The organism is Bacillus sp. EE-W1, from assembly GCF_009760835.1.
GTDB lineage: Bacteria > Bacillota > Bacilli > Bacillales > Bacillaceae_G > Bacillus_A > Bacillus_A wiedmannii.
This window is the reverse complement of record NZ_WIPE01000124.1, coordinates 1-18512: the sequence shown is the minus strand read 5'-3', so window position 1 is coordinate 18512 and position 18512 is coordinate 1. Positions and strand designations below refer to the sequence as shown.

Genomic DNA, 18512 nt, shown 5'->3' with positions numbered 1-18512 from the left:
AACAAAACCCCCACTGATTAAAGTTTCACTCTATATGTGTAAAAACTTCTCTACCTTTTCGTCTGGTAAAATGTTTCCAACGAAAAATGTTCCGAATTCACCATAACGAGCACTTACTTCATCGAAGCGCATTTCATATATAAGTTTTTTAAATTGAAGAACATCGTCAGCGAATAATGTTACGCCCCACTCAAAATCGTCGAATCCAACTGATCCTGAAATAACTTGGCGTACTTTACCTGCGTACTGGCGACCGATTTTACTATGACTGTACATCATTTTTTTACGTTCTTCCATAGGAAGCATGTACCAGTTGTCATCACCTTGGCGACGCTTATCCATTGGGTAGAAGCAAATGTGATTTGCTTTTGGTAGTTCTGGATATAAGCGAGCTAAGATTTGTGGGTTTTGATATGGATCTTCATCAGCTGGAAGGTAGTTGCTTAGTTCAACAACAGATACGTAAGAGTATGCAGGAACCATATATTCAGCTAATGTTGTTTTATTCAATTCTGTCTCAATTTCATTTAACTCTTCCATTGTTGGACGTAAAATCATAAGCATAATATCAGCTTTTTGGCCAACAACAGTATACATTGCATGACTACCTTTTTTCGCAGTAGATACTTCGTTCCATTTTTCAACGACATTTAAAAATTCAGACACAGCTTGTCCGCGTTCGTCGCTAGATAATGTTTTCCAGGCAGCCCAATCAATAGAACGTAAATCATGTAAACAATACCAGCCATCTAACGTTGTTGTTGCTTCACTCATTCTATTCACCTCAGTTAATGATAGTTTTACACGTTAACTATAGCATATATAGTTTTAAAATCATCTATATAAAACCTTAGCGCATAAAATTGTCACATTTAAATTTACTTGAAAATAGGAGAAGATAAGGCTTAAAGGGGATTTATTTCTAGGCTGAATTTTATGAAAATATAATCATTTTAATTTTATCTATTTTTTGGGAGCTATAAGTTTAAAATATAGAGGAAAAGCAGTATTCTTAAAGATAGAGTTTTTTAACATATGTAGGAGGGTTTATTCGTGAGCAACTTATTTACAACAGTAAAAGAAAAAGTTCAAGGAAAAGGCATTTCTATCGTACTTCCTGAAGGAACTGATGAAAGAATTTTAGGCGCTGCAGAGCGTTTAGCAAAAGAAGAGTTAGTACAACCAATTTTAGTTGGTAATAAAGAAGAAATTAGCGCAAAAGCTGCTAGCATGAATTTAACATTAGCAGGCGTTGATATTTATGACCCAGCTACATACGAAGAAATGGATGCAATGGTAGCATCTTTCGTTGAACGCCGTAAAGGTAAAGCAACTGAAGAAGACGCTCGCAAAATCCTTAAAGACGAAAACTACTTCGGTACAATGCTTGTATACATGGGTAAAGCACACGGTTTAGTAAGTGGTGCAGCTCACTCTACAGCTGATACAGTTCGTCCAGCACTTCAAATCATTAAAACAAAACCAGGCGTTACAAAAACTTCTGGCGTATTTATCATGGTACGTGAAGAAGAGAAATATGTATTCGCTGATTGTGCAATTAACATTGCACCAAACAGCCAAGATTTAGCTGAAATTGGTATCGAGAGTGCGAAAACTGCTGAACTATTCGGTATTGATCCACGCGTTGCTATGTTAAGCTTCTCTACAAAAGGTTCTGCGAAATCTCCAGAAACAGAAAAAGTTGTAGAAGCAACTCGTATTGCAAAAGAAATGGCTCCTGAATTAACTTTAGATGGAGAATTCCAATTCGATGCTGCATTCGTACCGTCTGTAGCTGAGAAAAAAGCTCCAGGTTCTACAATTAAAGGTGATGCTAACGTATTCGTATTCCCAAGCTTAGAAGCTGGTAATATTGGCTACAAAATCGCTCAACGTTTAGGTAACTTCGAAGCAGTAGGACCAATCTTACAAGGTTTAAATATGCCTGTAAATGATCTATCTCGCGGATGTAACGAAGAAGAAGTGTACAAGTTAGCTTTAATTACAGCAGCTCAAGCACTTTAATTCTATAATGAATCGAAATAAAGACCGTCGCTATAATAGCGACGGTCTTTATTTTTCTAAGCCAAGTGCTTTATTGTTACGATCAATAATACGTTGTAAATTCGTCTCATATAAAGGTATTTCATCTATTGTTAATTGAGATGGTGTTAACTTTGGAGCGAATTGCTGCAGTGTTTTTAAAAGGCGCATCATTAAATCTTGTACTGTAATAGTTTCGCCAAGTAATTCTGAAAGTGAAGCCATCGTACTCGGTACAATTTCAGGATACGTAAAGCGTGTTTCTTCTCCTTGAATGGCTAGGTTGTAGAAATCACGAACGAGTGCGGCACGCTCAGAGCCACTTCCTGTAGCGCAGAGATAAATTTGGACAGCGACACCACCGCGAATACGGCGCTGTGAAATGCCAGCAAATTTTTGATTGCGAATACTTAAGTCATAGCTACCAGGACAGTAAGAACCAACAATTTCTTTTGCCTCGATTGTAACATCGTAATCGTTTAACATTTCCTTAATTAAATGCCACATTGTATCGTATCCAAGATCAATATCGATACCTTTTTCTGTCTCTTGGAATAAAAGTGATACGTTTAAAACACCTTCATCAAGTACGACTGCAAGTCCACCGGAATTACGAACGATAACATTGAAGTTGTTTTCTTGTAAAAAGGAAATACCTTCTTCCAAGTGTGGTAGGCGTGAATCTTGAATGCCAAGAACAATTGTATTGTAATGAACCCAAGAACGCATTGTTGCAGCTGATTGACCATTTCCAATGCTTGTGCACAGTGTGTCATCCATTGCGAATGACTGCAATGCATGGAATGTTGGTCCCAAACTAGACTGATCTACAATACGCCACTCTGGCTGAGATAAAATGGAACGGGAATTGCTCATATAACTAACCCCTTATCTTTAAAATGACAATCTCTATTATAGCAAAAAATGAAGAAGGGGGTTTTCTCGCATATAAAGGGAAAGTTTAAAGATGAAAGACTAAAAAAGGATGCATTACATGCATCCTTTCTATTCTGCAATTTTTTCTAAATTACCGTTTCGATCCATTCGGAAAGATGTTTGAGAACGTTCTTCGTCATCCATGACTGCCAACTTACGAGCTCGGTTCATAATATTCATAAGTGTTTCGTAATCTTCTTGTACAGTATGAGATTGTTTTTCTAATTTTTCTAGTTTCTTTTCTAGTTCTTCATTTCGAAGGATTTGTGCTCTAATCTCTTGTTTCAATCTCGTATTCTCGTTTTCAAGAGCTGTCACTTTTATATTTGAAGATCCGACTGTTTGTTAAAAAATAAATAACATCTTGCATTGTCATAGAGCTTTTTGTAGCAGGAACGGTAGTTTCTTTATATGGAATAGCTTCTTTATATTGTACAATTGATTCCTCTTGTACGAATTCTTCATAATCAGTTATCGAATCTGAAGCTGGTGGTGTATAAAGTAAACGTTTTTTCGCTTGTTCACCGCTTGCAGCGCGCATTTTATCTTTACGATGTTTTTTTGCTAGTTGAAGAGCTTGTTCATAACTATAGCGAACAACAGCATTCCAACGGAAACCACAGGCAGCCGATGTACGATTTAATTGATCACCCACTTCTTCAAATGCATTTAATTGAGTACTTCCTTCTCGAACGTGACGAAGTACAGTTTCAGCAAGTAATAAATCATCCTCATCCGTCCAAGCATCTTGTCTTACTTTCATAGATTCAACTCCCTTTCTTTTTATGAACTTCCTATTTTTATAATGGGCAAAAAAATGAGCTTTTATACAAAGCTTTTAAAAATATGGTAGATTTCGATGAAAGGTATAAATTTTGCCAAGAATGACGTAAGCTTCTGTAGGAGAACATATAAATATGTAGCATTATATGAAGAAAGAGCTTTAAAGGGAAACTTGCAACGAGCTTCAAAGAGCGGTAAAATACCATTTAGTGTTTATTTTTAAATGTACTTGAGAAAAGTTTAAAATAGAGGAAGTGTTATATAATGGGGAACGAATTTCGTGTGTGTGATGATTGTCAGGCAACGAACGTTAAAACGTTGATTCCAAAGTTAAAAAAAGTAGATTCATGTGCAACGATTGAAGTTGCATGTCAGTCTTACTGTGGTCCTGGTCGTAAAAAATCATTCGCATTTGTAAATAATCGTCCAGTCGCGGCTCCAACAGAAGATGAATTAATTGTAAAAATTGAAGCAAAGTTAAATAAGTAAGAAAAAGAAGAGTGAACAGATTACTCTTCTTTTTTTATGTCCATACGAGGAATGAGTTATTCTACGAAAATACAATTGAGTAGATTAACATTCAATGAAGGAGGGGCATCATCTATTCATTCAAATTTCAATTTATATAAATTTATATTTCAAAATAATGGTTGACAGTCTTTTGAAGCGATAGGTAGAATAGAAAGTGTGTGATTCTGATAATCATTATCAAGAAAAGGTCAATTAACCTAATTTTTTATTACTATTTGAGAATAAATTTCATTTCATTAAATATATGTTGTTGGTTAGGATGGTTGAGGTATGGAAGCGAGCGCAAGGAGTATAGAACAGCAAGATGTGAATGTTAAAGAGATTAAGAGCAGGCCGCTCGTTGCTTCTATTATTTTAGTAGCAGGTACAGTTTTGTTAGCTTTAAGCATGGCAGTTTCTATTTCGTTTGGTGCTGCAGATATTAGTTTAAAGACTGTATGGCAAGCTGTGTTTCAGTTTGACGGTTCTATTACGCATCATAACGTAATTCAAGAACTTCGCATGCCTAGAGCAATAGGGGGCGTAGTTGCAGGTGCCTTTTTAGCAGTATCAGGGGCAATTATGCAAGGTATGACGCGAAATCCACTTGCTTCACCATCGTTAATGGGAATTACAGATGGAGCTGTATTTGGAATTGCAATTATGTATGCATTCTTCCCTAATTCACCTTATTTAATGTTCGTTATCGCATCTTTTATTGGGGCTGCGTTTGGAGCGAGCATTGTATATGGAATTGGGTCTTCTTCACCAGGTGGATTAACACCTGTGAAGTTAGCTTTAGCGGGTGCAGCAATTAGTGCTTTATTAGGGGCCATTTCATCTGGAATTGCGCTATATTTCAACCTTGCCCAAGAGGTGAGTATGTGGAATGCAGGCGGAGTTGCGGGAGTGAAATGGGAAAGTATTAATATGTTAGTACCAATTGGCCTTGTTTGTCTCTTTATTGCAATTATGATGTCGAGGTATATTACAATTTTAAGCTTCGGTGAAGAAATTGCGATTGGACTTGGTCAAAATACGACATTAATTAAATTTATCGGAACAGTACTTGTTCTTGTGTTAACAGGTTCTGCGGTTTCTATGGCAGGATCGGTTGGATTTGTTGGTCTTGTAATCCCGCACATGACTCGTTTCCTTGTAGGCTCAGACTATAGATGGGTTATTCCATGTTCTGCGGTCTTAGGTGGGCTGTTAATTGAATGTGCAGATATGTTATCTCGCGTTATTAATCCGCCGTTTGAAACGCCAATTGGAGCAATTACAGCGCTAATTGGGGTTCCATTCTTCCTCTACTTAGCACGTAACGAAGGGAGAGGGAAAATGTGAGGACAAGTGTCTTAACAAAAAAGAACGTTTCTGTTTTAACAATCTTAGTAGGATTAATCGTTACTGTATTTTTAGTAAGTTTAAATACAGGGACATTTAAAATACCGCCAATGGACGTATTAAAGTCATTGGTTGGACTTGGGGCTGAAGATCAGTCTGTTATTTTATTTGAATTCCGTATGCCGCGTATGGTCATTGCTATATTAGTTGGATCTGCTTTAGCGATGTCAGGTGCGATTTTGCAAGGGTTATCACGTAATCCACTTGCTGATCCAGGTATTATTGGTATTAACGCTGGAGCGGGGTTAACAGTCGTTATCTTCGTTTACTTTTTCTTCGGGAAAGTGGGAACTGGTACATTTTTATCTGTATTTATCCTTCCTTTCTTTGCGTTAGTTGGTGCGATATTAGCAGCGGTTATTATTTATTTACTAGCATGGAAAGACGGCGTTTCATCAACGAGATTAATACTTGTCGGTATTGCTGTTGCAGCCGGGTTTGGTGCTGTTAGTTTAATTTTTTCTATGAAGATGACATCTAACGATTTCCGTTTTGCTACGATTTGGTTAGCAGGAAGTCTATGGGGCACAGATTGGAAATTCGTACTAAGTGTACTTCCATGGATGGTTATTTTCTTGCCACTTGCTATTAGTAAGGCTCATATATTAAACGTAATGAACCTAGGCGACTCCACAGCAGTTGGCCTTGGTGTAAATGTAGAAAAAGAAAGACGTAAATTATTATTTATTGCAGTTTGTTTAGCTGGTGCATCTGTCGCTGTTGCCGGAGGAATTGGTTTTATCGGTTTAATGGCTCCGCATTTAGCTAGACGCCTTGTCGGTGGTAAACATCAAATTATGCTGCCTACCGCTGCACTAATAGGGACGTTTTTACTCTTATTCGCAGACGTAATTTCAAGAAGTGTGTTAACAACTTCAGAAATACCGGTCGGTCTTGTTATTTCTGTAATTGGTGCACCATATTTCATATACTTACTTATGAGGACAAAATAAAGGGAGGCTTTTTGTATGGCAACTTTAGCAGTTGATGCGGTATCTGTTGGCTATAATGAAGGGTTAATTATTGATGGATTAACAGTTGAAATTCCGGAAGGGAAAATTACAACAATTATTGGACCAAATGGTTGTGGGAAGTCCACATTATTAAAAACAGCTTCTCGTATTTTGAAGGCGAAAAAAGGTACTGTTTATCTTGACGGAAAAGCAATCGAGAAACAGCCAACGAAAGAAATCGCAAAGAAAATGGCGATTTTACCACAGACTGCAGAAGTGCCAACTGGCCTTACTGTGTTTGAACTTGTTTCATATGGACGTTTTCCTCATCAAAAAGGATTTGGAACGTTGAAAGAAGAGGATTATCGTTACATTCATTGGGCACTTGAAGTGACGGGAATGACAGAATTCGCAAATCGTCCAGCAGAGGCGTTATCAGGCGGGCAACGTCAACGCGTATGGATTGCGATGGCTCTTGCACAAGGGACAGAATTACTCGTATTAGATGAACCGACAACGTACTTAGATATGGCTCATCAATTAGAAGTATTAAACTTATTGAAAAAGTTAAACGAAGAAGAAGGTAGAACGATTGTTATGGTTATCCATGACTTAAACCATGCTTCTCGTTTCTCAGATCATATGATTGCATTAAAAGCAGGTAAGTTAATGAAGCAAGGAACACCAGACGAAGTGATGACGAGTGAAACACTTCGCAGTGTATTTGAGATTGAAGCTCAAATCGTTCCGTGTCCAGTAAACTGTAAACCAATTTGTTTAACATATGATTTAGCGATGATTAGTAATCAATTGCGTAAAAAAGCATAAGTAGATCCCCCTCGTAAAGAGGGGGGCTTCTAATGGACGTTGAGCTTCTTATTAGTAAATAGGAAGTTGAACACCCGTTAGAACGGGGCATAAGCAACAATTAATCAATATATATTTATTAATTGTTAATCTTGTTTCTTATAGTTCACTGTAACTTATAAGAGAAATACAGCTAGAAGGAGTGGGAACATGAAGAATTTTAAAATGGCGTTATTAGCAATGGTATTAGTCGTTACTTCTGTACTATTTGCAGCGTGTTCTAACAAAGAAGAGAAGAAAGCAGATGCGAAGGATGCGAAGACTGAAGAGCGCACTGTACAACACGCAAAAGGGGAAATTAAAATTCCTGCAAATCCAAAGAAAATTGCTGACCTTAGTGGTTCAACAGAAGAATTATTAATCTTTGGTATGAAACCAATTATTACTGCTAATACATCTCAAGAAAAGATTGATGCACATATTGAAAAGAAATTAAAAGACGTAAAACCAGTTGGTTCTGCTTGGGGCGATAAAATTAACATCGAAGCAGTAGCTGCTGCAAAACCAGACTTAATTCTTGTAAACAATCGTCAAGAAAAGATTTATGATCAATTATCTAAAATTGCACCAACAGTTATGTTAAAAACTCCATTAGACCAATGGCGTCCGAAATTCGAAGAAGTAGGTCAAATCTTCGGTAAAGAGAAAGAAACGAAAGAATGGTTCAAACAGTATGATGAAAAAGCAAGCAAATTACATGACAAAATCGTTGCGAAAACTGGCGATGCTAAATTTATGAAAATGGCTGCATATCCAAATGCTTTCCGCGTATACGGTGACTACGGTTACGGTAGCGTAATCTTTAATGATTTAAAATTACCAGCAGTTAAAGGTACACCAACGGATAAACCACTAGTACAAGTACAGAAAGAAGCTTTAATCGATTACAACCCGGATTACTTATTCGTATTTACAACTGGTGACGGTTCTCAACGTCTAAAAGAATTCCAAGAAGAATCAATTTGGAAAAACATGAACGCTGTTAAAAACAACCACGTATTTACAATTAAAAACGAAGACGTAAACAAAGGTTACTTCCCTCTAGGTAAAGAAATGATCTTAGATGAAGTTGCTGAATTCGTTTTAGGGAAATAATGTATAAACAGAAATCACTTTTACTTCGGTAAAAGTGATTTTTTCTTTATATAAGGGCAATTAATATAGTCTTTCATTTCTTTCTGTTTCCTATTTCGTTTATAATATATAGTAAGAATGCAGTAAAGAAAGGGGGATGTCGGAAGGTGGTATATTTAAACGACAAACTCAGCGAAACAAAAGTGTTTAAAGACCCGGTACATAAATATGTGCACGTACGCGATCGTGTTATTTGGGATTTAATCGGAACGAAAGAATTTCAACGCTTGCGCCGTATTAAGCAGCTTGGAACGACATTTTTTACATTTCACGGTGCAGAGCATAGTCGCTTTACTCATTCGTTAGGTGTATATGAAATTATTCGTCGTATGATTGATGATGTGTTTGATGGCAGACCGAACTGGAATGCTGAAGATAGATTGTTATGTTTATGTGCGTCATTACTTCATGATGTCGGTCACGGTCCATTTTCTCACTCGTTTGAAAAAGTATTTTCATTAGATCATGAGAAATTTACGCAAAAGATTATCGTTGGAGATACGGAAATTAATCGCATATTAAGTCGTGTGGATAAAGACTTTCCGCAAAAGGTAGCCGATGTAATCGCCAAAACATCTACGAATAAATTAGCGATTAGCATGATTTCCAGTCAAATTGATGCAGATCGTATGGACTATTTATTAAGAGATGCGTATTTCACTGGCGTAAAGTATGGAAACTTTGATATGGAACGTATACTACGTGTCATGCGTCCATATGGGAATCAAGTAGTCATTAAAAATAGTGGTATGCATGCTGTTGAGCATTATATTATGAGTCGTTATCAAATGTATTGGCAAGTATATTTCCATCCGGTAACGCGCAGTGCCGAAGTTATTTTAACGAAGATTTTACACCGTGCAAAATCATTGCATGAGAAGTATTATACATTTAAAAATCATCCGGTTCATTTCTATTCTTTATTTGAAGAAGAAGTTACAGTAGAGGATTATTTAAAGTTAGACGAGAACGTTATGTATTATTACTTCCAAGTATGGCAAGACGAAGAAGATCCAATTTTAAGTGATTTATGCCGTCGTTTTATGAATCGAAACCTATTTAAATATGTAGAGTTTACAGATAAGCACGGTTTAGATAATTGGATGGAATTAAGTAGCTTATTTAAAAAGATTGGACTTGATCCAGAATACTATTTAGTAGTTGATTCAACGTCAGACTTACCGTATGACTTTTACCGTGCTGGTGAAGAAGAAGAACGTCTGCCAATCTTACTTCTTATGCCAAATGGAGAGCTTAGAGAGCTTTCGCGTGAATCGGATATTGTTGAGGCAATTACTGGTAAGAAGAGAAGGGATCAAAAACTATTCTATCCGCATGATTTAATCTATGAAGATGGAAGAAAAGGAAAATATAAAGAGAGAATCATCGAATTACTAGAAGGAAAAAAATAAGAAGCAGCTAAGAGCTGCTTCTTATGAAAGAACTTGAAATTATTTGTCGCTTAAGCGTTTTCCGCCAACTGCATAATGGTTTTTAGACATTTCTTCGATGAAAACAACGATGTTTTCTTCAGGAGCACCAGTTGTTTCGCTTACTGCTGCTGTTACTTTCTCAGCAAGAGCTTTCTTTTGTTCCTCTGTGCGTCCTTCTAGCATTTTCACTGTTACGTATGGCATATATAATCGCTCCTTTTATGTAAGTTACACTCTTATTATAGCGGATTATGGGGAAGAACAATCGAAAAAACAAATAATTTCTTTTTTTAACATATTGAAGAGGAGATGAATCATGGATCAGTTATTTAGATACCCATTGCAACAAATTCCGTTGGTAGCAATGGCCATTATTATTGCGTTATCAGTGCATGAATTTGCGCATGCATATGTTGCATATAAATTTGGAGACGATACAGCAAGGAAGCAAGGCCGTTTAACATTATCACCGATGGCGCACTTAGATCCTATTGGGATGATCGCTGTATTAATTCTTGGTTTTGGTTGGGCAAGACCTGTTCCTGTTAACCCATATAACTTTAAAAGGCCGCGTCTTGCAGGGATATTAGTTTCAATTGCAGGCCCAATTAGTAACTTAATTTTAAGTGCAATTGGTTTAATTATTTGGTATAGCCTATTAACATTTGGTGTATTAGATTCAATTCCATTTGCAGTAGCAGATACATTGGCTCAATTCTTCCGAATTTTTATTATGCTTAATATCGTATTACTTGTATTTAACTTATTGCCAATTCCGCCACTTGATGGGTATCGAGTTGTGGAAGATCTAGCACCAACAAATATTCGTGCGAAAATGACACAGTATGAAAAGTATGGAGCAATAGCGTTATTAATTCTTGTTATTACACCGCTTAGCAATTATACAATTCAACCTATTTTTAATGTTGTCATTCCATATGTATTTGTATTTTTAGACAGTATCATTGCGCCTATTTTTGGCCTTTTATAATCATTAAGTGAGGAGGAGTTTACATATGACAGAGAAAAAGAAAAAAATCGGTTTTAATATCGTGAAAAATGATTCAACAGATGGACATGGTGGTTTTGGTGTTGGAGCATTAAGTCTAGAAAACATTTCACCTGTATTTGTCGATGTACTAGAGAAAACAGCATTTGTTGATATCGGTGCAATGCATGCACGTAGTACAGTCGAAAAAGGTATTAAGTTTTTAACAAATAAAGATGAAGTTCCAAACGGAAAACCATTTTGGCTTGTGTGGGTAACGATTGAAAGAACGGCGACAGGTGCTTATTATGCAGGTGTAACAGCTTGTGAAATGACAGTTGACCGTGAAATTCGCCGCGGATATAAATCACTTCCAGAGCACGTAAACAAAATTGGATAAATCAATGAAGCGTTACATTATGGTTGACCATATGGATGAATCATCTAAAAAAGTACTTGGTACATTCTTGAAAGAACATAATGAAGCGATTTGGAACGAATCTAGTGAAGAATTGCGCCGTGCATTATTAAGTGAATAAAAAATAGCTGACGGATGCCCGTCAGCTATTTTTTTTACCAAGGAAGATATTTTTTCCACCAACTTGTTTTCTTCTTTTCTTCAGTTGTCTTTTCAAATTCCTCTTTGTCATCGACATGATCCATACAATATTCAGTTGGTTCTGTACCTTTTGCGAAATACATTTTAACTGAAATGGGACAATTTTTTGTAGCGATTTTTCCGTTTTCAGGGTTAATATCGACTGCAACGACGTCACTTGGTTGTTTAAACTCTTTTTGAGGTTGTCCATCTAAGCCTTTTTCCATCGTATCGGTCCATATTTTTTTCGCATATCCTTCTTCTGCTACGTTTGAAATCGATTTAGGTTGATCGTATCCAACCCATACACCCGTTACGATTTGCGGGGTAAATCCAATCATCCAACTATCTGTTTCAGTAGAACCGGATTTTCCGGCATATGTTCTTGATAGTTTAGATAACATCGATTGACCAGTTACAGCAGCATAGCTGCTCAGTTTTTTATTAAACATGCCCGTCATCATTTCTTCCATTACAAACGCTTTGCTTTTATCGAGAACTTGTTTACTCTCCAAATGAGCATCGTATAGCATGTTTCCTTCCTGGTCCATAATGCGGCGAATAAACATCGGTTTTACTTCTTTTCCGCCGTTTGCGAACATGCTATAAGCGTTAACCATTTCAATTGGTTTTACAGGAGATGTACCGAGAGCGAGAGACGGAACATCTTTTAATGCGGTAGTAATACCGAATTGCTTCGCTGTTTTTGTAAGAATGTCTTCGCCTAAAAATAAATTGGTCTTCACGGCATATACGTTATCAGAGACCGCAAGAGCTTGCGCCATTGTTACAAAATCGTCTGCATAATAGTCTTTATAGTTTTTCGGTTTATACTTTGAAACACCGTCACCTAAAGTGAACACAGTGTATTCGCTTTTTAAGCGCGTAGCAGGGGTGAATCCTCGTTCTAATGCCGCGTAATACAGGAATGGCTTAAACGTAGATCCAGGCTGTCGAGCGGCCTGTGTAGCCCTGTTAAATTGACTCGTATTATAATCAGTTCCACCAACAAGGGCAGCTACTTCACCTGTTTTTGGATTCATAGAGACGAGCGCGGTTTGTATGTTTGTTGTGTCAGGTATGTGATCTTTTACAGCTTGCTCTGCAACAGATTGTAATTTAGGGTCTAGTGTTGTATAAATACGCAGGCCACCCTTTTGTAAGGCTTGTTCATCTAATCCGATATCACGAAGAAGAGAAGCTTGTACAGCATCTTGGAAATAAGGTGCAATCTCTGCCACTTTTTTTGTATCTAATGAGGCAAAAGTTAGTGGCTCTTTTTTTGCTGACGTTGCTTGTTTCTTCGTAATGTAACCTTGTTCTACCATTTCGTCTAATATGAGAGATTGTCGTCCTTTCGCACGATCCTCTTTTAAAAAGGGAGAGTAGACACTAGGTCCTTTCGGGATACCTGCGAGCATACTAGCTTCCGCTAATGTTAATTCTTTTGCTGTTTTATCGAAATATAGACGAGACGCAGCTTCGATTCCGTAAGCACCATGCCCGTAATAAATTGTATTTAAATATCCTTCTAAAATATGATTTTTATTATAGTTCACTTCAAGGCGAATTGTGTACATCGCTTCTAATAGTTTACGTTTCCACGTTTTATCATGATCTAAGTATAGGTTACGAGCATACTGTTGTGTAATCGTACTAGCACCTTGGACCTTTGCCATCGCTTTTAAATCGGCAACAATAGCACCAGCAATACGTTTCATATCAAAGCCATGATGTTTGTAAAATCGTTGATCTTCGATAGAAAGTGTCGCCTCTTTTACATAAGGAGAAATTTCATTGAGAGATACATTGTAACGTTTTTGCATTTCATTACTTTGTCCGATAACAGTGTCATCATTAGCGTAAAAGACACTTGTTTGTGGGACAGCAACAGGAGGAGGTCCCATAATTTTTGCAACTATAATAATAACAAAAAAGGAAAAAACAAAAAAAAGAACAGAAGAAAACATTACGGTGAAGAAAAGACGTTTATATTTTTTAAGTTTCGGATTCATAGTTTGATCCATCTTTTTCAGCCCCTCAATACTAATACAAACATTATTGTATTAGTATTGAGGGTTTTCGGTTATTTTAAACAATGAAATTTCGAAAACAAAAAGCTCCTTCAATTAAGAAAGGAGCTCAAAGGCACGTGCTGGCCAATCGGTAATAATGACATCTACGCCATAGTCAATCATAGTTTGTAAATCTTTGTATTCGTTAATCGTATAAGGGCGGAAAACGTACCCTTGATCTTGTGCAAATTGAATAAATTCCTTTGTTAGTAATTGAAAGTTTGGATGTAAACCAGTTGCTTCTCTATTTTTTGCTTCAGCGATAGGATCAGCAAGTGGTGTATCATATAAAATTGCTCTTGGGATTTCAGGAGCTATTTCTGCTAATAATGAAACAGAGTCGTGGTTAAATGATGAGAATATAATTTGATTAGATAGATGGTATTCACGAACGAGAGCAACAGCTTTTTCTTCAATAGTTGGATAGTGGATAACATCTGTTTTTAACTCAATATTGAGCTGTAAATTTGTCGTAGATAACCAAATGAATACTTCACGTAACGTTGGGATTTTTGCTTCATGGAAAGAAGGGTCTTTATGGCTACCAGCATCTAAAGTTTGTAATTCCGCTACCGTTTTTTCAGAAACAAGACCTATGCCATTTGTTGTGCGATCTACTGTTTCATCGTGAATCACGACAAGTTCACCATCTTTTGATAGGTGGACATCAAGCTCAATTCCGTGGGCACCAATGCGTTCTGCTTCTTGGAAGGCAATCATCGTATTTTCTGGATGTGTTCCTTTTACCCCGCGGTGGGCGAAAATAAGTGGTTTATTCATACGGAAATCTCCTTATCGTTTCTTTTCTTTCATTATGAAACTGCTTTTGGAAAAATACAATTGAATAGGATAAACATTTACAAAAGTCTAACAGTTGCACAAAAGTTAACGTTAACGTAAAATGTAATAATTGAGTGAAGGGAGGAATAAACATGTATAAAATTGATGAAGTCACAAAGCAAGTTGGTTTAACAAAACGTACACTTCGTTATTATGAGGAAATTGGTTTAATTCATCCCCCTGAACGTAGTGAGGGGAACATTCGCCTGTATACGGACGAGGACATCGCCAGAATTAAAAGGATTGTAGAAGCGAAAGAAGTGTTAGGGATTACACTTCAAGAAATGCAACATTTTTTATCGTTAAAAGAAAGAATGGAGCAAAGAAGAAATAGTGAGAATCCTCGTGACCGCGAAGTGATTCAAGAAATTAAAGAGATGCTTGAAAAACAAGTGCAAACGCTAGACGAGAAAATGGATCAAATGCAGCGTGTAAAGGCGGAACTCGAAGATAGCCTACATCGTGCAGCGACATTTTTAGAGAGTACAAAAGGAGAATGATCAAAATGGAGAGCAAACAAAAATTAGGGAGATTGATTACAGTGGTGGCTACCTTCCTTGCTTTTTCGGGTATAGGGGTAGTCGACCCAATCTTACCAAGTATTGCTGAGCAAATTGGTGCATCGCATTGGCAAGTAGAGATGTTATTTACAGCATATATTTTAACGATGGCAATTATGATGTTACCAGCTGGAATATTCGCATCAAGATTTGGTGATAAACGAATGATGACGATCGGTCTTGCGATTGTAACTGTATTTGCGTTTATATGCGGTATATCGCAAACGATTGCCCAATTATCTATTTTCCGCGCGGGGTGGGGATTAGGAAATGCGATGTTCTTCGCAACGGCGATGACATTATTGATTGCATTAAGTAAAGAAGTTCATGAAGCAGTAGGACTATATGAAGCAGCTATCGGTTTAGGGATGGCAGGCGGACCGTTATTAGGCGGGATATTAGGTGGACATTCTTGGCGTTACCCATTTTTTGCGACGAGTATTTTAATTTTCTTAGCATTTATTTTAGTTTTCTTTTTTGTAAAAGAACCGGAGCGAAAAGTGAAACGTAAAGCGGCAGGCGTAGGGGAGTTACTTAACCTAGTGAAATATAAACCGTTTATGCAAGGTGCGATTTCAGGAATGTTATACTACTACGGATTTTTCGTTGTGCTAGCATATTCACCACTTATTATGCATTTATCTGCTATTCAATTAGGGTTTGTATTTTGCGGATGGGGATTAGCGTTAGCTTACGGTTCTGCAATTTTGGCTCATAAGCTAGAAGGGAAATATGAACCGAAAGCATTGTTGAAAGGTAGTTTACTCGTATTTGCCCTTTTCTTAATCGCACTATTTTTCGTGAAAGTTATGTGGTTACAAATTGTATTAATTGTTCTATCGGGATTAGCATCTGGGTTAAATAATGCATTATTTACAAGTTATGTAATGGATATTTCACCTTATGAAAGATCTGTTACATCAGGTGTTTATAACTTCGTTCGTTGGTTAGGTGGCGCAATTGCTCCAATCTTATCAGGAATCATCGGCCACACTGTTTCACCGCAAAGTCCGTTTTTAGTCGGTGGAATTGTTGTGTTAGTCGGTTGTGTAATGATTTTAATTCCGGTTCGAAAGCCGGTAGAAGTAGAGACAAAAGCCCTTTCTTAAGAAAGGGTTTTCTTTCCTATTACAAGGCAATCCTTTTTCGTACATATGTTAGAACCCTCTGACTAAAATATATTTTCGGTATTTTTGTACTTTTAACTATACTTTTTGGATGTTTTGTTTTATTTTTGTTAGGGGACATTAATGATGTCCCTATTATAAATTTGCATTGAAAGGCGTGATTGTACGATGGAACTATGGTTCACTGAAAAACAAACAAAACATTTTGGGATTACGGCGCGTATTAACCGCACATTACATACGGAGCAAACAGAATTCCAAAAACTTGATATGGTTGAAACGGAAGAGTTCGGAAACATGCTTATTTTAGATGGCATGGTTATGACAACAGAAAAAGATGAGTTCGTTTATCATGAAATGGTAGCGCACGTACCTTTATTTACACATCCAAACCCTGAAAACGTATTAGTTGTAGGTGGTGGCGATGGCGGTGTTATTCGTGAAGTGTTAAAACACCCAAGCGTAAAGAAAGCAACTCTTGTTGAAATCGATGGAAAAGTAATTGAGTACTCTAAACAATACTTACCATCAATTGCAGGCGCACTAGATAATGAGCGTGTAGAAGTAAAAGTAGGAGACGGTTTCCTACACATTGCAGAAAGCGAAAATGAATATGACGTAATTATGGTAGATTCTACTGAGCCAGTAGGACCAGCAGTAAATCTATTTACAAAAGGCTTCTACGCTGGAATCTCTAAAGCGTTAAAAGAAGATGGTATTTTCGTTGCACAAACGGACAACCCTTGGTTCACACCAGAACTAATTACAACTGTGTTTAAAGACGTAAAGGAGATTTTCCCAATTACTCGTTTATACACAGCGAACATTCCAACTTACCCAAGTGGTCTTTGGACGTTCACAATTGGATCTAAAAAACATGATCCATTAGAAGTGAGTGAAGAGCGTTTCCACGAAATCGAAACGAAATACTACACAAAAGAATTACACAATGCAGCATTCGCATTACCGAAATTTGTTGGCGATTTAATTAAGTAAGAGCGTTAAATTGAAATAAATAAAGTGTAAGTGACTCATTTAAGGTGTTTGTCTAGAAGGCTTGAACATGCTAGTTACTTACACTGCTACAAATGAAGTAGTCTTCTTGTAAGAAAAAGAAGGCACAGGTAAATCGAGAAAGAGGAGTTATAGGCTCCAAATTTGAGAAATAATGAAAGGTTGGGATACCTTAAGTTCCACACAAGGAGGAAAAGAGTATGCGTTTTGATGAAGCTTATTCAGGTAAAGTATTTATTAAAAGTCATCCAAGTTTTGAAGAGTCAGAGGCAGTTATTTACGGGATGCCAATGGATTGGACAGTAAGCTACCGTCCAGGTTCTCGTTTTGGCCCTGCACGTATTCGTGAAGTGTCAATCGGTCTTGAAGAATATAGCCCATATTTAGATCGTGAACTAGAAGAGGTAAAATATTTTGATGCGGGTGATATTCCATTACCATTTGGAAATCCACAGCGTAGCATAGACATGATTGAAGAGTATGTATCAAAACTTTTAGATGCCGATAAGTTTCCACTAGGTCTCGGCGGTGAGCACTTAGTGTCTTGGCCAATTTTTAAGGCAATGGCAAAAAAATATCCGGATTTAGCAATCATCCATATGGATGCTCATACTGATTTACGTGAATCGTATGAAGGGGAGCCTTTATCCCACTCTACACCTATTCGTAAAGTGTGCGATTTAATTGGTCCGGAAAACGTATATTCTTTCGGTATTCGTTCTGGAATGAAGGAAGAATTCGAATGGGCAAAAGAAGTAGGTATGAACTTATATAAATTTGACGTATTAGAACCGTTAAAAGAAGTATTACCGAAACTTGCAGGACGCCCAGTTTATGTCACAATCGACATTGACGTATTAGACCCAGCTCACGCTCCAGGAACAGGAACGTTAGAAGCTGGAGGTATCACATCTAAAGAATTATTAGATTCCATCGTGGCAATTGCAAATTCAAATATAAATGTAGTTGGAGCAGACTTAGTAGAAGTAGCTCCTGTCTACGACCATAGTGATCAAACACCAGTCGCAGCAAGCAAATTCGTGCGGGAAATGCTGCTCGGTTGGGTGAAATAAAAGTGAAGCCGACTGTTTAGACCCGGTGACTAAGGTTCTTTCCTGCAAAAGGTGCTTTTTACCTTTTGGCAGGGAAGGTTCTTAGACGCAAGGGTCTAAGAGGCGTAACTGGATAGAAATAAAAGCGGAAGTGGCTCGTTTAGAATGTGAGGGGGATGGAGCTTCAGACGT

General features: G+C 37.3%; 17 protein-coding genes and 2 pseudogenes. 13 read left to right on the top strand and 6 right to left on the bottom strand.

Annotation, left to right across the window (positions count from 1 at the left end; all coding sequences use genetic code 11):
* Nucleotides 1-30: 30 nt before the first annotated feature.
* Nucleotides 31-774, bottom strand: a complete 744-nt coding sequence (gene hemQ, locus GFJ36_RS27515) for a hydrogen peroxide-dependent heme synthase (RefSeq protein ID WP_001287602.1) — start codon at nt 772-774, stop codon at nt 31-33.
* A 279-nt stretch (nt 775-1053) separates the two neighbouring features.
* On the opposite strand from hemQ, the gene pta reads away from it, so the two are divergent.
* A complete protein-coding gene (pta, locus tag GFJ36_RS27510) occupies nt 1054-2025 on the top strand; it encodes a phosphate acetyltransferase (RefSeq protein ID WP_000067226.1) in 972 nt (323 codons plus the stop codon).
* A 48-nt stretch (nt 2026-2073) separates the two neighbouring features.
* On the opposite strand, the gene lipL is transcribed toward pta, so the two are convergent.
* Both lipL and GFJ36_RS30290 read right to left on the bottom strand, forming a co-directional pair.
* A complete protein-coding gene (gene lipL, locus GFJ36_RS27505; RefSeq protein ID WP_098082157.1) occupies nt 2074-2919 on the bottom strand; it encodes an octanoyl-[GcvH]:protein N-octanoyltransferase in 846 nt (281 codons plus the stop codon).
* 129 nt (nt 2920-3048) lie between these two features.
* Nucleotides 3049-3742: pseudogene (locus GFJ36_RS30290) on the bottom strand (RsfA family transcriptional regulator).
* Nucleotides 3743-4026: 284 nt separating this feature from the next.
* Between GFJ36_RS30290 and GFJ36_RS27495 the strand changes: the two are divergent.
* The 6 genes from GFJ36_RS27495 to GFJ36_RS27470 all read left to right on the top strand — a co-directional run bounded on the left by GFJ36_RS27495 (nt 4027) and on the right by GFJ36_RS27470 (nt 10045).
* Nucleotides 4027-4251, top strand: coding sequence for a YuzB family protein (locus GFJ36_RS27495; RefSeq protein WP_000526075.1), 225 nt, complete (start codon nt 4027-4029; stop codon nt 4249-4251).
* A 312-nt stretch (nt 4252-4563) separates the two neighbouring features.
* The gene (locus GFJ36_RS27490; RefSeq protein WP_000388283.1) at nt 4564-5619 is read left to right on the top strand and encodes a FecCD family ABC transporter permease; all 1056 of its coding nucleotides are present in this window, start codon (nt 4564-4566) and stop codon (nt 5617-5619) included.
* On the top strand, nt 5616-6632 hold the full coding sequence (locus tag GFJ36_RS27485; protein WP_001260777.1) for a FecCD family ABC transporter permease: 1017 nt from the start codon (nt 5616-5618) through the stop codon (nt 6630-6632). The genes GFJ36_RS27490 and GFJ36_RS27485 overlap by 4 nt, the downstream gene beginning before the upstream one ends.
* A gap of 15 nt (nt 6633-6647) precedes the next feature.
* Nucleotides 6648-7460: an ABC transporter ATP-binding protein gene (locus tag GFJ36_RS27480; RefSeq protein ID WP_000212064.1), complete on the top strand. Its 813-nt coding sequence runs from the start codon at nt 6648-6650 to the stop codon at nt 7458-7460.
* 189 nt (nt 7461-7649) lie between these two features.
* On the top strand, nt 7650-8594 hold the full coding sequence (locus GFJ36_RS27475) for an ABC transporter substrate-binding protein (protein WP_087983731.1): 945 nt from the start codon (nt 7650-7652) through the stop codon (nt 8592-8594).
* 146 nt (nt 8595-8740) lie between these two features.
* A complete protein-coding gene (locus tag GFJ36_RS27470) occupies nt 8741-10045 on the top strand; it encodes an HD domain-containing protein (protein WP_000262747.1) in 1305 nt (434 codons plus the stop codon).
* A gap of 39 nt (nt 10046-10084) precedes the next feature.
* On the opposite strand, the gene GFJ36_RS27465 is transcribed toward GFJ36_RS27470, so the two are convergent.
* On the bottom strand, nt 10085-10270 hold the full coding sequence (locus GFJ36_RS27465) for a 2-hydroxymuconate tautomerase (RefSeq protein WP_001147171.1): 186 nt from the start codon (nt 10268-10270) through the stop codon (nt 10085-10087).
* Between the two features lie 112 nt (nt 10271-10382).
* On the opposite strand from GFJ36_RS27465, the gene GFJ36_RS27460 reads away from it, so the two are divergent.
* Nucleotides 10383-11057, top strand: a complete 675-nt coding sequence (locus GFJ36_RS27460; protein WP_097890096.1) for a site-2 protease family protein — start codon at nt 10383-10385, stop codon at nt 11055-11057.
* Nucleotides 11058-11082: 25 nt separating this feature from the next.
* Nucleotides 11083-11593 (top strand): annotated as a pseudogene (locus GFJ36_RS27455) (YwhD family protein).
* A 34-nt stretch (nt 11594-11627) separates the two neighbouring features.
* Here the strand turns inward: GFJ36_RS27455 and GFJ36_RS27450 are convergent.
* Complete coding sequence (locus GFJ36_RS27450; RefSeq protein ID WP_097890097.1) at nt 11628-13679, bottom strand: transglycosylase domain-containing protein; 2052 nt, start codon at nt 13677-13679, stop codon at nt 11628-11630.
* 102 nt (nt 13680-13781) lie between these two features.
* Nucleotides 13782-14507, bottom strand: a complete 726-nt coding sequence (locus GFJ36_RS27445) for a glycerophosphodiester phosphodiesterase (RefSeq protein WP_097890098.1) — start codon at nt 14505-14507, stop codon at nt 13782-13784.
* A gap of 152 nt (nt 14508-14659) precedes the next feature.
* Between GFJ36_RS27445 and GFJ36_RS27440 the strand changes: the two genes are divergently transcribed.
* From GFJ36_RS27440 to speB, 4 genes are all read left to right on the top strand, one after another.
* Nucleotides 14660-15067: a MerR family transcriptional regulator gene (locus tag GFJ36_RS27440; protein WP_088065047.1), complete on the top strand. Its 408-nt coding sequence runs from the start codon at nt 14660-14662 to the stop codon at nt 15065-15067.
* Between the two features lie 5 nt (nt 15068-15072).
* The gene (locus GFJ36_RS27435) at nt 15073-16236 is read left to right on the top strand and encodes an MFS transporter (RefSeq protein ID WP_060487953.1); all 1164 of its coding nucleotides are present in this window, start codon (nt 15073-15075) and stop codon (nt 16234-16236) included.
* Nucleotides 16237-16422: 186 nt separating this feature from the next.
* Nucleotides 16423-17250: a polyamine aminopropyltransferase gene (gene speE, locus GFJ36_RS27430; RefSeq protein ID WP_000424696.1), complete on the top strand. Its 828-nt coding sequence runs from the start codon at nt 16423-16425 to the stop codon at nt 17248-17250.
* A 218-nt stretch (nt 17251-17468) separates the two neighbouring features.
* Nucleotides 17469-18341, top strand: coding sequence for an agmatinase (gene speB, locus GFJ36_RS27425; RefSeq protein ID WP_001209823.1), 873 nt, complete (start codon nt 17469-17471; stop codon nt 18339-18341).
* Nucleotides 18342-18512: the final 171 nt, after the last annotated feature.

Coding starts and splice junctions, on each gene's coding strand:
- GFJ36_RS27465 (WP_001147171.1), bottom strand. CDS start 10,270: ATGCCATACGTAACAGTGAAAATGCTAGAAGGACGCACAGAGGAACAA.
- speB (WP_001209823.1), top strand. CDS start 17,469: ATGCGTTTTGATGAAGCTTATTCAGGTAAAGTATTTATTAAAAGTCAT.
- GFJ36_RS27460 (WP_097890096.1), top strand. CDS start 10,383: ATGGATCAGTTATTTAGATACCCATTGCAACAAATTCCGTTGGTAGCA.
- GFJ36_RS27435 (WP_060487953.1), top strand. CDS start 15,073: ATGGAGAGCAAACAAAAATTAGGGAGATTGATTACAGTGGTGGCTACC.
- GFJ36_RS27475 (WP_087983731.1), top strand. CDS start 7,650: ATGAAGAATTTTAAAATGGCGTTATTAGCAATGGTATTAGTCGTTACT.
- speE (WP_000424696.1), top strand. CDS start 16,423: ATGGAACTATGGTTCACTGAAAAACAAACAAAACATTTTGGGATTACG.
- GFJ36_RS27450 (WP_097890097.1), bottom strand. CDS start 13,679: ATGGATCAAACTATGAATCCGAAACTTAAAAAATATAAACGTCTTTTC.
- GFJ36_RS27495 (WP_000526075.1), top strand. CDS start 4,027: ATGGGGAACGAATTTCGTGTGTGTGATGATTGTCAGGCAACGAACGTT.
- GFJ36_RS27440 (WP_088065047.1), top strand. CDS start 14,660: ATGTATAAAATTGATGAAGTCACAAAGCAAGTTGGTTTAACAAAACGT.
- GFJ36_RS27480 (WP_000212064.1), top strand. CDS start 6,648: ATGGCAACTTTAGCAGTTGATGCGGTATCTGTTGGCTATAATGAAGGG.
- lipL (WP_098082157.1), bottom strand. CDS start 2,919: ATGAGCAATTCCCGTTCCATTTTATCTCAGCCAGAGTGGCGTATTGTA.
- hemQ (WP_001287602.1), bottom strand. CDS start 774: ATGAGTGAAGCAACAACAACGTTAGATGGCTGGTATTGTTTACATGAT.
- GFJ36_RS27490 (WP_000388283.1), top strand. CDS start 4,564: ATGGAAGCGAGCGCAAGGAGTATAGAACAGCAAGATGTGAATGTTAAA.
- GFJ36_RS27445 (WP_097890098.1), bottom strand. CDS start 14,507: ATGAATAAACCACTTATTTTCGCCCACCGCGGGGTAAAAGGAACACAT.